9 protein-coding genes and 1 pseudogene are annotated in these 13,166 nt (G+C 64.1%); 9 read left to right on the top strand and 1 reads right to left on the bottom strand.

Features of this window, described 5'->3' with window-relative positions; all coding sequences use genetic code 11:
* Positions 1-40 precede the first annotated feature (40 nt).
* From NATGR_RS00925 to NATGR_RS00905, 6 genes and pseudogenes are all read left to right on the top strand, one after another.
* Entirely contained in the window at positions 41-1,558 is a 1,518-nt protein-coding gene (locus tag NATGR_RS00925) for a TrkH family potassium uptake protein (RefSeq protein WP_005579999.1), read from the top strand.
* A gap of 41 nt (positions 1,559-1,599) precedes the next feature.
* The gene (locus NATGR_RS00920; protein ID WP_005579998.1) at positions 1,600-2,073 is read left to right on the top strand and encodes a DoxX family protein; all 474 of its coding nucleotides are present in this window, start codon (positions 1,600-1,602) and stop codon (positions 2,071-2,073) included.
* Positions 2,070-3,494: pseudogene (locus tag NATGR_RS20500) on the top strand (acyl-CoA thioester hydrolase/BAAT C-terminal domain-containing protein); the annotation flags it as partial. The gene NATGR_RS00920 and the pseudogene NATGR_RS20500, both read left to right, overlap by 4 nt.
* Before the next feature lie 78 nt (positions 3,495-3,572).
* A complete protein-coding gene (locus tag NATGR_RS20125; RefSeq protein WP_231990855.1) occupies positions 3,573-4,448 on the top strand; it encodes an NOP5/NOP56 family protein in 876 nt (291 codons plus the stop codon).
* Positions 4,441-5,070 carry a fibrillarin-like rRNA/tRNA 2'-O-methyltransferase gene (locus NATGR_RS00910; protein ID WP_005579996.1) on the top strand — a complete coding sequence of 210 codons (630 nt, stop codon included), beginning with the start codon at positions 4,441-4,443 and terminating at the stop codon, positions 5,068-5,070. Before NATGR_RS20125 ends, NATGR_RS00910 begins: the two co-directional genes overlap by 8 nt.
* Positions 5,071-5,114: 44 nt before the next feature.
* The gene (locus NATGR_RS00905) at positions 5,115-6,329 is read left to right on the top strand and encodes an outer membrane protein assembly factor BamB family protein (protein ID WP_005579994.1); all 1,215 of its coding nucleotides are present in this window, start codon (positions 5,115-5,117) and stop codon (positions 6,327-6,329) included.
* 54 nt (positions 6,330-6,383) lie between these two features.
* On the opposite strand, the gene NATGR_RS00900 is transcribed toward NATGR_RS00905, so the two are convergent.
* Positions 6,384-6,818 (bottom strand): outer membrane protein assembly factor BamB family protein, encoded by a 435-nt coding sequence (locus NATGR_RS00900; RefSeq protein WP_005579993.1) that lies wholly within the window; start codon positions 6,816-6,818, stop codon positions 6,384-6,386.
* Between the two features lie 304 nt (positions 6,819-7,122).
* On the opposite strand from NATGR_RS00900, the gene NATGR_RS00895 reads away from it, so the two are divergent.
* The 3 genes from NATGR_RS00895 (at position 7,123) to gyrA (ending at position 13,143) form a co-directional block, all read left to right on the top strand.
* Positions 7,123-8,211, top strand: coding sequence for a glutamate--cysteine ligase (locus NATGR_RS00895; RefSeq protein ID WP_005579992.1), 1,089 nt, complete (start codon positions 7,123-7,125; stop codon positions 8,209-8,211).
* A 200-nt stretch (positions 8,212-8,411) separates the two neighbouring features.
* Positions 8,412-10,346, top strand: coding sequence for a DNA topoisomerase (ATP-hydrolyzing) subunit B (gyrB, locus tag NATGR_RS00890; protein ID WP_005579991.1), 1,935 nt, complete (start codon positions 8,412-8,414; stop codon positions 10,344-10,346).
* Between the two features lie 301 nt (positions 10,347-10,647).
* The gene (gyrA, locus tag NATGR_RS00885; protein ID WP_005579989.1) at positions 10,648-13,143 is read left to right on the top strand and encodes a DNA gyrase subunit A; all 2,496 of its coding nucleotides are present in this window, start codon (positions 10,648-10,650) and stop codon (positions 13,141-13,143) included.
* Positions 13,144-13,166: the final 23 nt, after the last annotated feature.

Below are 13,166 nucleotides of genomic sequence, written 5' to 3'. Positions count from 1 at the left end.
CGACCGTCATCACAGCTATCACTGTGCAACGGGGTCGACGATGAGAATTCGGGTTGCCTGGCGACACAGTCTCACGCTTACCGGCACTGTCCTCAAGTGGCTCGCCGTGCCACTTTGTTTTCCACTCGTTCTCGCAGTCTACTACGGCGAACCGGTAGCGCCGTTTCTCGCGACGATCGTGGTCACGTTGGCACTCGGCCTCAGTTTCGAACAACTCGAGAGCGACGGCCGCCTCGGGCCTCGAGAGGCGTTTCTCATGGTCGCGTTAACCTGGCTGCTGGTCGCACTCGTCGGAGCGATTCCGTTCGTCGTTGCAGGACACGGAACGATTTCCCACCCCGTCAACGCGGCCTTCGAGGCGATGAGTGGGCTTACGACGACCGGCGCGACGGTACTCCGGAGTTTCGACGAACACGCCCAATCGATCATGATGTGGCGACAGCTCATCCAGTGGCTCGGCGGGCTCGGTATCCTCGTTCTCGTGACGGCGGTCTTCTCGCAGCTCTCGGTCGCTGGTGCACAGTTGATGGAGACGGAGACCCAGTACGACAACGTCAACAGGCTAACGCCACACATCGAAGACACCGCGCGCTTGATCCTGAAGCTGTACACGGGACTTACAGCGGCCGCGATCGGTGTTCTCTACTCGCTGTACCTGCTCGGACTCGCGCCGAACATGACACTTTACAACGCCGTCGCCCACGCCTTTACCAGCGTCGCGACTGCGGGTTTCTCGCCGGAGCCGCTGAGCATCGAGGCGTTCGAACCGATCGTCCACTGGGCGCTCATGCCTTTTATGATCCTCGGCTCGACCAGTTTCGTGCTGATGTACTTCGTCTTGCAGGGGAACTTCGATCGGCTCCGCAACAGCGAGGAGTTCTGGTTCTACGTCGGGTCGATCGTCTTCTTTGCCGGGCTGGTGATGACGATACTGACGCTCGAGGGGAATCCGACTGGTGACGGGTTCGGCGATACCGTTCGCCAGTCGGCGTTCAACGTCGTCTCGATTATCACGACGACTGGGTACGCAAACGCCGACTTCAACGCGTGGTCGCCGTTCGCCAAACACCTGCTTTTCATGTGTATGTTCCTCGGCGGGATGGCCGGGTCGACCACCTGTTCGATCAAGTCGCTACGGTGGCTGGTCGTCTTCAAGGCGTTTCGTCGGGACCTGTTTACGTCGTTTCGTCCGGAAGCGATCCGGCCAGTCAGGCTCAGCGGCCAGCCGGTCGACGAGGAGACGATCAGGGACGTCTACTCATACACGCTGGTCGCCGTCCTCGGCGTCTTCCTCGTGACGCTTTTGATCGTCGTCGACGGCGCACGGACCGGGCTCTACGACGTCGGCGACGGCAGCTTCGGCGAGTTCGAGGCTCTCGGTGCGGCCGCTTCGACGTTTTTGAACATTGGACCCGCGTTCGGTCCTGCCGGGCCGTACGGCACCTACGACGTGTTCTCGACGACGACCAAGGCCGCGATGGTGGTCGTGATGTGGGTCGGCCGCATCGAGATCATTCCAGTACTCGTGCTGCTCACGCCGTCGTTCTGGCGCTCGTGAGCCGGTACAACTGTTTTCGGCACTGAGTACGTATCCGGGACATGACCACCGAAACGGTCTCCGAACGGGTCCAGACGTATCGGCGGCGGTTCGACGAGATCGACGCGAGGATCGCAGCCTGGATGGACCGGTGGGGTATCCCGGTGTTGCGGGTCGCCGTCGCCATAGTCTTCGTCTGGTTTGGCGCGCTCAAGGTCTTCGACGCCAGCCCCGCGGCCGAACTCGTTGCGGCGACGGTCTACCTCGTCCCACCGGAACTCTTCATCCCAGTCCTCGGGGTCTGGGAGATCCTCATCGGTCTCAGCCTCCTCTACCGGCCGCTCGTTCGCGTGGGAATCTTCCTCCTCTTTCTCCAGCTTCCAGGCACCTTCCTGCCGATCGTCTTACTTCCCGGCGTCGTCTTCACGATCTTCCCCTACGGACTCACCGTCGAAGGCCAGTACATCGTCAAGAACCTCGTCATCATCGGCGCGGCGCTCGTGATCGGCAGCACCGTCAGAAGCGACCTCGAGTGACTGCACCCCGACTCGACCGTCGCTTACGACAGGAGACGTACCCGACGTTCCACTATCGTATCTACACACCAACATTTTTGCTCGAAACGCTCGTATCGTGTCGTACTCGAAAGACTGGTCCCCGACGAACGAGGTGTCGAACCCTCGCTCTCTTCGGTAGCTGCGGCAGTATCGCCCTCGCAGGCTGTAGCACGGGCGACGACCAGTCACCGTCGTTCGACCATCCCGATCGCGTCCGCGTCGACGAACCGTTCGAGCTGGAGGTCGCCGGCGTCCCTGCCGAGACGGCTCTCGAGGTCGTCCTCAAGGGAGAGGTCGAAGACGACGAGCCATTCGGTGCTGCCGTCACGCTCGAGACGGACGGCGAGACCCTCGACGTGAACGATGCACCGATCGTCGACGGCGACGTTCCGTCCGGACTCGCGGTGCCGACGACGGTCGCGCTGATCCAGTTTGCCGACGTGTCCTGGTGGGAGTTCCACCGCACCAGTCCCGAGCCGCCGGCGGAGTTCCAGTGGCCCGACGAACGGACGCTCCAGCTTAGCGTCCAGGCAGACGGAGAGGAACTCGACTCGACGACGATCGAACGCCACTATCCGGATCTCGAGGCCGACGCCGAACCGGACGGCGACCTCATCGGAAACGTGTACGAACCCGACGATGCGGCGGAACCGCCCGGGATTGTCGTCCTTCATGGCTCTGGCGGTAGCTCACAAGACCACGTCGCCGCCCAACTCGCCGAGCACGGCTTCACGGTCCTCGCACTCGAGTACTTCGACGGGCCGGGACTGCCGGACGACCTCGTCGAGATCCCACTCGAGTACGTCGAGCGAGCGATCGGCTGGCTGCTCGAGTACGACGGCGTCGCGGGCGATCGGGTCGGGCTCTGGGGCGTCTCGAAAGGTGGCGAACTCGCCTTGCTCGCGGGTAGCGAACTCGACGCCGTCGGACCGGTCGTCTCGATCGCCGGTAGCGGTATCGTCTGGGAGGGTGGCTCTTCGGCCGACGACCTCCCCGAGACTTCCTCGTGGTCGATCGACGGCGACCCGGTCCCCGACGTCTCGCTGAGCGACGTCCAGTGGGAGCCGGAAGCGCCACTCGCGGAACGCTTCACGGAGGCCCTCGAGACCGCGGAGTTAGACGTGCTCGAGGACGCGACGGTCCCGGTCGAAGAAATCGGCGGACCGGTCCTGCTGGTCTCCGGCGGCAACGACGATCTGTGGCCCGCCGAGCGACTGCAGGCGATTGCGGCCGACCGACTCGAGGCGGCTGACGGTTCCTCGTTCGACCACCTGGTCTACGACGACGCGGGCCACGGGATCTTCCAGCCGTACTTCCCGCTCGAAGAGACGTACGGCGCGGGCTACGGCGGTTCGGTCGCCGGGAACGCCGACGCTGCACACGATCACTGGCCAGCGGTGGTGGACGCGTTTTCCACGCTCGAGTGGCCTCGCCCGTTTCGAGAACGCATATACAAGCAGGGCGACTACTGGTGGGTAATGACTGCAACTGATCCCGAGAGATCGGGCTGGTTCTCGGCCGTCGATCCGACGGACCTCGAGGCGGCGGCCGAGGTCGTCCGGACCGGCTCGGCCGACGAGCCACGTGACTGGCCGGCGCTGGCCGTCGAGTCGGGCGTCGCCGACGACGCCGAGGAGTACTACGACGCGCTGAAGGAGGCGACGACGGCGGCCGCCCGCGCCGAGGTGACCGAACGTGAGGGGGCAGACGACCGCCAGCTCGTCCACGCCGTGCGAGCGATGGACGACTGCGAGCGGACGGCCAACGAACTGGCGGAGCGACTGGCCGAGTGGGCCGGGACCGTCGACCCCGACGCCGGAACGGGGGTCGACTACGCACGCGAACTCGCGACGGGAGAGCGCACGGACCTCGAGGACGCCGACGGCCAGATCGTCTCGCTGGCCGAACGCGTCGCCGACCTCGCCGGCGAGGCCGAGAAACTCCGGGAGTTCGTCGAGCGACGCACCCCGACGGTCGCGCCGAACCTCGCTGCCCTGGCGGGTCCCGTCCTCGCCGCGCGACTGATCTCGCTTGCGGGCGGTCTCGAGTCGCTGGCGAAGAAACCCAGCGGCACGATCCAGGTGCTGGGTGCAGAGGACGCACTGTTTGCCCACCTGCGTGGTCACGCGCCCTCGCCGAAACACGGGATCATCTACACGCACGAGGCGATCCAGGGGACTCATCCCGAGCACCGCGGTTCTGCGGCGCGGGCACTGGCAGGCAAACTCGCCATCGCGGCCCGCGTCGACCACTACTCGGGCGAGCGCAAGCCCGAACTCGACGCGGAACTCGCGGATCGAATCGAGACGATCCAGGCGCGAACGGCCGACGATGGGGGTGAGAACGATGAGTAACCTTCCCGACGGCGTCGAACGCCGCTCGTTCGACGGGACCGAACGCCTCGCTACCCGCGGCGAACCGGTCTACGGCGAGCCAACCGATGGGGAGTGGCGTGCCTGGAACCCCGACCGCTCGAAGCTCGGCGCGATGCTCGAACTCGGGATGGACACCGGCCTCGAGGGCGGCGAGACAGTGCTCTACCTGGGTGCTGCAAGCGGAACGACGGTGAGCCACGTCGCCGACTTCGCGGGGCCGACCTACGCCGTCGAGTTCGCCGCGCGGCCGGCACGCGACCTGCTCGACGCTGCCGACTCCCGCCCGCGGCTCTTTCCGCTGCTCGCCGACGCCCGGAAACCCGAGGAGTACGGCCACGTCGTCGAATCCGACGTCGATGTCGTCGTCCAAGACGTCGCGACCCGCGGCCAGGCCCGGGTCGCCCTCGAGAACCGGCAGTTCCTCGCCGACGGCGGCCGACTCCTGCTGGCGGTGAAAGCCAGAAGCGAAGACGTCACGCGCGACCCCAGCGAGGTGTTTACAGACGTCCGCGAAGAACTCGAGACCGGATACGAGATTCTCGAGAGCCAGCGTCTCGAGCCCTACCACGCGGACCACCTCGGGATCGTCGCGCGGTCGTAGAGGTATCAAGAAGCATATGTAGCCGGAACGAGTGGCTTTCGCCAATGAGAGACGAACGTGCGCGGCGTGGGTTCTTGCGAACGGCCGCCGTCGTCGGCGTCGTCGGGTTAGCCGGCTGTGCGGCCGACGAGGAGGGACCGGTCCCCGACGACGAGTCCCCGGAGTTCTCGCTCGAGGAACTCGATGACGCGCCCGACTCGTGGCCCTCTTTTCAGTTCGACCCCGGAAACACCGGCTACACAGCAGCTTCCGGCCCGACAGGCGACGTACGGGCCCGCTGGGAGTTCCCGACAGAGAAAGCCGTCTACAGCAGTCCAGCCGTCGTCGACGGCGTCGTCTACGTCGGGAGCAACGACGACAGCCTCTACGCGATCGACGCCGACTCCGGCGACGAAGAGTGGCGCGTTCGAACCGGTGACACAGTCTCGAGCAGTCCAGCCGTCGTCGACGGAACGGTTTACGTCGGCAGTCACGACGAGACTGTCTACGCACTCGAGGCTGACGACGGAGCAGAGGAGTGGACGTTCCAGACGGGCGAGATGGTCGCGAGCAGTCCGACGGTCGTCGACGAGACGGTGTACGTCGGGAGCAACGACGACAGCCTCTACGCGATCGACGCCGACTCCGGCGAGGAGTCGTGGACGTTCGAAACGGGCGGCTCGGTACAGCGCGCGCCCGCGGTCGCCGACGGCGTCGTCTACGCCGGGAGCACCGACGGGTTCCTCTACGCGGTCGACGCCGCCTCCGGCGAGGAGGTGTGGGCGTTCGAGACCGACGACTGGGTCCAGAGCCGCCCGGCAGTCGCAGACGGGACGGTGTACGTCGGGAGCAACGACGACAGCCTCTACGCGATCGACGCCGACTCCGGCGACCTGCACTGGCAGTTCGTGACGGAGGGATCGGTGACGAGTTCACCCGCCGTCGTCGACGACGTCGTCTTCGTCGGCAGTTACGACAACCGGCTCTACGCACTCTCGGCTGCCGCCGACGAACCCGAGGGCGACCGGGAGCCACGTCCCGAGCACTTCTACTGGTACGATACCGACTTCGGCGAGATTCGAGGCAGTCCGGCCGTTGCCCACAACACCATCTACGTCGGCAACCAGAGCGGCGCATTCGTCGCACTCGAGGCCGAAACCGGCGAACGACGCTTCCAGTTCAACGCCGAAAACTGGATCGCGAGTTCTCCCGCCGTCGTCGACGGCGTCGTCTACGTCGGCAGCGGCGACGGCTCCGTCTACGCGCTCGAAGAGACCTGACGTAGCTGTTTCTATTCGACCGACAGTCGATCCCGTCAGCTTGCAACGCGACCGTTACTCGAGAACGACGATCCCGTCACTGGTACCGACCACGAGGACGTCGTCGACTGGCGCGAGCGCGTAGCCACCCCTGGACGGACCCATCGTTCGCTGCCACAGGACGTCTCCGGTCTCGACGTCGAGCGCAGACAGGGTCCCGCTCTCGGCCGGTAGACTCCCTTCGACCGCGGGTTCGGCGTCGGTTTCGTCACGGACTTCGACGTCGATCGACGGCTGACCGAGATGGGCACCGCCGGCGTAGGCGACGCCGTCGGCGACTACTGGGGGCCCAGCCGGGTCGGGCACCGTCGTCTCCCACAGCGTCGACCCTGTCTCCCGCTCGAGCAGGGCGAACCTGCTTTTTTCCATCGCCGACGCGGAACTATCGCAGCCGGCGACGTCGTCGGTGAAGGCAGGTCGTTCGAAAGCGTTCGCGTGTAACCGAGCCACGCGTCGTCGTCCGGCGCGTAGTCGCCGGCCACGCGACGATCCGCCGGAGACGCATCCTCGAGCGGGCCGGTATCGCGGGCAATCCGGTTGGAACAACCTGCGAGACCGGCAGTCACGCGGGTGGTACCCACCGCGAGAAATCCGTGGCGAGTCCGACCGAAGTCGCCGGAGGGCATCCCTCGACCATTCTCACCTTCGACGGTAATAGCTTCGATCGACGATCGCTCCGGGCCGGTCGTCGGTGACTGGGCCCAGAGTTCCGACTCCAAACCGTATTTACTGTCGGACTCGAAACGGGTATACGATGGAACGCGGGTCGCCGGATTCGTTTACGCGTATGGGCACGTTGGGGATCGAAGAGGAGTGTTTCGTCGTCGACGAGCACGGCCGTCCCACGAGCGGTACCGACGAACTCGTCTACGAACACGACCCGCCAGAGATCCTCGAGAACCGACTCGATCACGAACTGTTCAAGTTCGTCGTCGAAACCCAGACGCCCCTGATAGAAGATCCCGACGACGCCCGCGAGGCGCTGCGGGATATTCGCCGAGCACTGCTCGCTCACGCCCACGAACACGGCTACGATGTCGCTGCCGCCGGCCTCCACCCGTTCGCGCGGTGGCGCGAACTCGAGCACGCTGAGAAGTCCCGCTATCGCTCACAACTCGACCGCATCCAGTACCCACAACACCGGAACACGACTGCTGGCCTGCACGTCCACGTCGGCGTCGACGACGCCGACAAGGCCGTCTGGATCGCAAACGAGCTACGGTGGTACGTCTCGATCATGCTCGCGCTCTCCGCAAATTCACCGTTCTGGAACGGGTTCGACACCGGACTCCAGTCCGCCCGCGCGAAGATTTTCGAGGGACTGCCAAACACCGGGATGCCGACCTACTTCGAGGATTTCGAAGCGTTCGATCGGTTCGAACGGCGGATGCTCGAGACCGACTCGATCAACGACCGTGGCGAACTCTGGTACGACGTCCGGCCCCACACTGCCCACGGGACCGTCGAGATTCGGACGCCGGACGGCCAGGCAGATCCCGACGTCGTGATGGCCTTCGTCGAGTACTCTCACGCGCTCGTCGAGGCCCTAGCCGAGGAGTACGAGGACGGCGCACCGGGGTACGGACGGGAACACCGGCGCGAACTACTCGACGAACAGAAGTGGCGAGCGATCCGCCACGGTCACGACGCGCGTCTCCTCGACCGCGAGATGGAGGGGACTGTCGACCTCGGCGAACTCGTCGACCGTGAGTGCGAGCGACTGGGGATCGACGGGATCAAAACGATCTACGAACGCGAGAGTGGGGCTGAACGGCAGCGCCGACTGCTCGAAGAGGAAGGGCCAGACGCGCTGTGTGAGTCGCTGTTGCTCGAGGCAGAATAGCCGAAACTGCTCGCTGCCGTGCCCGGACAGTGATTGGCAGCGTCTGAGCGTGAGTCGAGTGTCCGGGTTCAGACTGACGAGCGTGTGAGCTACTTGCATGCTCATGGGCAAATTGATAGTTGCACCACAGCGTGTCTCGCGCTCGCGCGCGTACGTGAACCTTTATTAGTCGTCGTCCACTACCCGAAAGCAGGTTTCTCATGTCCCAGGAAAGCGAGTACGGCGCTGGACAGATCCAGGTCCTCGAGGGCCTGGAGGCCGTGCGAAAGCGTCCGGCGATGTACATCGGCTCTACCGACTCTCGAGGGCTCCATCACCTCGTCTACGAAGTGGTGGACAACTCGATCGACGAGGCGTTGGCTGGTCACTGCGACGACATCACCGTCACCATCCACGAGGATCGGTCGGTGAGCGTCACAGACGACGGCCGAGGTATTCCGGTCGACACACACGAGGAGTACGATCGCCCCGCGCTCGAGGTCATCTTGACTGTTCTACACGCCGGCGGCAAGTTCGACAACAAGTCCTACCAGGTCTCCGGCGGCCTCCACGGGGTCGGGGTGAGCGTCGTCAACGCACTCTCCGAGCGACTCGAGGCCGAGGTCAAACGCGACGGCGGCGTCTATCGCCACGCGTTCGAGGGTGGCGAACCCGTCGGCGACATGGAGCGGGTTCGTGACATGGAATCGGACGAGGAGACCGGCACCGAGATCCGTTTCTGGCCCGACGGGAGTATCTTCGAGTCCGACGAGTTCTCGTTCTCGACGCTGGCGAACCGGCTTCGGGAACTTGCCTTCCTCAACTCCGGCGTCCGGATCACGCTGCGTGACGAGCGCGAAGACGCCGACGACGCGGCTGGAGTCGCCACGGAGACCTACGAGTACGAGGGTGGTATCCGCGAGTTCGTCGAGTATCTCAACGAGACGCGCTCGGCGATGCACGAGACCGTCATCTACTTCGAGGACGAAACTCAGAACATTCACGTCGAGGTGGCGATGCAGGCCACCAAGGAGCTACAGGGCTCGATCCACGCCTTCGCAAACAACATCAACACCCGCGAGGGCGGGACACACCTCACCGGGTTCAAAACTGCACTGACCCGGACGGTAAACGACTACGCCAACGAGAACGACCTGCTCTCGGATCTCGACGAGAACCTCAAAGGCGAGGACATCCGCGAGGGACTGACAGCGGTCGTCTCGATTAAACACCCCGATCCGCAGTTCGAGGGTCAGACGAAGACGAAACTCGGCAACTCGGAGGTGCGGGGCATCGTCGAGAGCGCGATGCACGACGGGCTTGGTACCTACTTCGAGGAACAGCCGGACACGGCCGAAGCGATCGTCACCAAAGCAGTCGAGGCCGCAAAGGCCCGGAAAGCCGCCCAGAAAGCCGAAGAACTGACACGGCGAAAGTCGGCGCTGGAGTCGACCTCGTTGCCGGGCAAACTCGCAGACTGCCAGACCAAAGATCCCGAGGAAGCCGAACTGTTCATCGCGGAGGGTGACTCCGCCGGTGGCAGTGCAAAACAGGCTCGAAATCCCGACTTTCAGGCGATCCTGCCGATTAAAGGGAAGATCTTGAACGTCGAGAAACACCGGCTGGATCGCATCCTCGAGAACGACGAGATCCGGAACATGATCACCGCGATCGGCGCGGGAATCGGCGACGAATTCGATGTCGAGGACGTCCGGTACAAGAAGATCATCATGGCGACAGACGCTGACGTCGACGGTGCACACATTCGCACCTTGCTGTTGACGTTTTTCTACCGACACATGCGGCCGCTGCTGGAGGGTGGCTACGTCTATGCGACCCAGCCGCCCCTGTACCGCGTCCGCTACCGTGGGGAAACCTACGACGCGATGACCGAAGCCGAACGTGACGAGATCGTCGCGGAGAAATGCGACGGCAATCCGACCCAGGTCCAGCGGTTCAAGGGCCTCGGTGAAATGAACCCCCAGCAGCTCTGGGACACGACGATGAACCCGGACAACCGCATTCTCAAACAGATCACGATCGAGGATGCGGCTGCCGCGGACAAGATGTTCTCGGTGCTGATGGGCGACGCCGTCGAACCGCGAAAGCAGTTCATCAAAGAGAACGCGCCGGAAGCCGAATGGATCGACATCTAACAAACTTTTGCGCTGCGGGTGCGCCGAAGGCGCACCCTCGGCAAAATCTCGAGAGAGCAAAGCTCTCTCGGACAGCGAGGGATGGAAGTCCCTCGAGCAGTCGGGCGGGAACGCCGCCCGACGACCTCGCGGGAGCGAAGCTCCCGCTTAGCTTTGATGAAAAGCACTCCTCCCTCCCCGCCGCGCGGCAAGCCGCGCTCCGGGTCGGTCGTCGGCCCGCTCGATCGTCCGCAGAGCGGACGCTCTCACGGATGCAGTGCTCGCCAGCTAATTCACACAGACTACGAAACCCAATGAAGATATGAGTTCAGAGGTACCCGATCCGACAGACGTAGAGGCTCGAGCGGTAGAGAACGTCCGAATCGAGGACGAGATGGAACAGAGCTACATCGACTACGCGATGTCCGTCATCGCGGGTCGTGCGCTCCCCCGCGTCGAGGACGGCTTAAAGCCCGTCCACCGACGCATCCTGTACGCGATGCACGAGATGGGGGTTACGAGTGGCTCCAGTCACCGCAAGTCCTCGTCGATCGTCGGCGAGACGATGGGTGACTACCACCCCCACGGTGACAGCGCGATCTACGACACGCTCGTGCGGATGGCCCAGGACTTCTCGATGCGCTATCCGCTGGTCGACGGCCAGGGGAACTTCGGTTCGATGGACGGTGACCCGGCCGCAGCACAGCGATACACCGAAGCCCGGATGTCGCCTATCTCCGAGGAATTACTCGAGGACATCGACAAGGATACGGTCGACTTCTCCTCGAACTACGATGACCGACTGCAGGAACCGGACGTGCTCCCCGCCGCCTTCCCGAACCTGCTGGTAAATGGGTCCTCGGGGATCGCGGTCGGGATGAGTACGAACATCCCGCCGCACAACCTGGGCGAGGTGATCGACGCGACGATCGAACTGATCGACGATCCCGAGGCGACCGTCGAGGACCTGATGGAACACGTCAAAGGTCCCGACTTTCCGACCGGCGCGAACATCGTCGGTCGTGACGCCATTTACTCGGCGTACAAGACCGGGCGCGGACGAATCCGCGTCCGCGCGGAGTTCGAAGTCGAGGAGTGGAAGAACGGCCGCGAGCGGATCGTCATCACCGAACTCCCGTTCCAGGCGAACAAGGCCCGAATGGTCGAACGCATCGCCGAAGACGTCACCGAGGGCAAAATCGAGGGCATATCGGACCTGCGTGACGAGTCCGACCGCGACGGCGTCCGCATCGTCGTCGAGCTCAACCGCGGAGCCAACACCGAGGTAGTCAAGAACAAACTGCTCGAGAACCACCTCGAGCGAACGTTCGGCGTCATCAACCTCGCGCTGGTCGACGGCCAGCCACAGGTACTCTCGCTGAAAGAGACCTTAGAGGAGTACGTCGCCCACCGCCGCGAGGTGGTTCGTCGGCGCAGCGAGTACGACCTCGCCGAGGCCGAAGACCGTGCTCACATCCTCGAGGGGCGCTTGAAGGCCGTCGAGAACGCCGAGGACGTGGTCGAGGTGATTCGGGATAGCGAGACTCGAGCCGACGCGAAAGCAGCGCTGCAGGAGGCCTACGGCTTCTCGCAGGATCAGGCCGACCACATCGTCCGTATGCAACTCGGAAGCCTCACCTCGATGGAGGCCGCCGAGATCGAAGACGAGTACGAAGACGTCCAAGCAGAGATCGAACGACTCACCACGATCCTCGACAGCGAGCAGGAACTGCTCGAGGTCATCAAAGACGAACTCCGGAAAGTCAAAGACGAGTACGACGACGAACGCCGCACCTCGATCGTCGAGGACGAGGGGACGGTCACCCACGAGGACCTCATCCCCGAAGAGGAGGTCGTCGTCGTCATGACCGAGGACGACTACGTCAAGCGGATGCCGATCGAGACGTTCGACCCCCAGGGTCGAGGCGGGAAAGGCATCATCGGCGCAGACGTCAAAGACGAGGACCGCGTCGCCACGGTCTTCCGGGCCAACACCCACGACTACCTCCTCTGTTTCACGAATCAGGGGAACGTCTACCAGCTCAAAACGTACGAAATCCCCGAGATGGGTCGGACCGCACGCGGGAAGTCCGCGGTCAACATTCTCGATCTGGACGACGGTGAGGACATTACCGCCATCGTCGACACCGACGCTCTCGAGGGCGACGAGTTCGTGACGATGGCCACCCGGAACGGCTACGTCAAGCGCACCGCCAGCGAGGAGTTCGACAATATTCGTTCGACGGGGATCATCGCCGCCGACCTCGAGGAGGGCGACGAACTCGTCGATGTCGAGGTCACCGACGGGAGCCAGGATCTGGTCATCGCGACCGAAGGCGGGATGACGATCCGGTTCGCCGAAGACGAGGTCCGCGCGATGGGCCGGACGGCCCGCGGAGTCAACGGCATCAAACTGCAAGCGGACGATGCAGTCGCCGGACTCGTCGCCGCGAACGGCGACGACGGCGACGGCCAGGCCCTACTGACCGTCACCCGGAACGGCTACGGCAAGCGCACGCCGATCGAAGAGTACAGCACTCAGTCCCGGTACGGGAAGGGGCTGATCGACATCAAGACCGAAGGCCGGAACGGTCCAGTTACCGCGATCAAGGCCGTCTCCGAGGACGATCACCTCGTGTTGATGAGCGAGGACGGCCAGATCGTTCGCACTCGCGTCGACGAGGTCTCGACTGTCGGACGGAACACGATGGGCGTGATCGTGATGCAAGTCGAAGGCGACGACGCCGTCGCGAGCGTCGACGAGATTCCGGCCGCCACGATTGCAACCGACGAGGCCGAGGCCGACGACTCGAACTGACGACTCGTGGCGACGAGACGGCG

Source organism: Natronobacterium gregoryi SP2, assembly GCF_000230715.2.
In the GTDB taxonomy this organism is placed as follows: domain Archaea; phylum Halobacteriota; class Halobacteria; order Halobacteriales; family Natrialbaceae; genus Natronobacterium; species Natronobacterium gregoryi.
The sequence above is the reverse complement of the archived record's forward strand: the minus strand, read 5'-3'. Positions and strand labels throughout refer to the sequence as shown.

Excerpts from the sequence above, each read along its gene's own strand:
- NATGR_RS00925 (WP_005579999.1), top strand. The coding sequence starts at position 41 with ATGAGAATTCGGGTTGCCTGGCGACACAGTCTCACGCTTACCGGCACT.
- NATGR_RS00920 (WP_005579998.1), top strand. The coding sequence starts at position 1,600 with ATGACCACCGAAACGGTCTCCGAACGGGTCCAGACGTATCGGCGGCGG.
- NATGR_RS20125 (WP_231990855.1), top strand. The coding sequence starts at position 3,573 with ATGACTGCAACTGATCCCGAGAGATCGGGCTGGTTCTCGGCCGTCGAT.
- NATGR_RS00910 (WP_005579996.1), top strand. The coding sequence starts at position 4,441 with ATGAGTAACCTTCCCGACGGCGTCGAACGCCGCTCGTTCGACGGGACC.
- NATGR_RS00905 (WP_005579994.1), top strand. The coding sequence starts at position 5,115 with ATGAGAGACGAACGTGCGCGGCGTGGGTTCTTGCGAACGGCCGCCGTC.
- NATGR_RS00895 (WP_005579992.1), top strand. The coding sequence starts at position 7,123 with ATGGAACGCGGGTCGCCGGATTCGTTTACGCGTATGGGCACGTTGGGG.
- gyrB (WP_005579991.1), top strand. The coding sequence starts at position 8,412 with ATGTCCCAGGAAAGCGAGTACGGCGCTGGACAGATCCAGGTCCTCGAG.
- gyrA (WP_005579989.1), top strand. The coding sequence starts at position 10,648 with ATGAGTTCAGAGGTACCCGATCCGACAGACGTAGAGGCTCGAGCGGTA.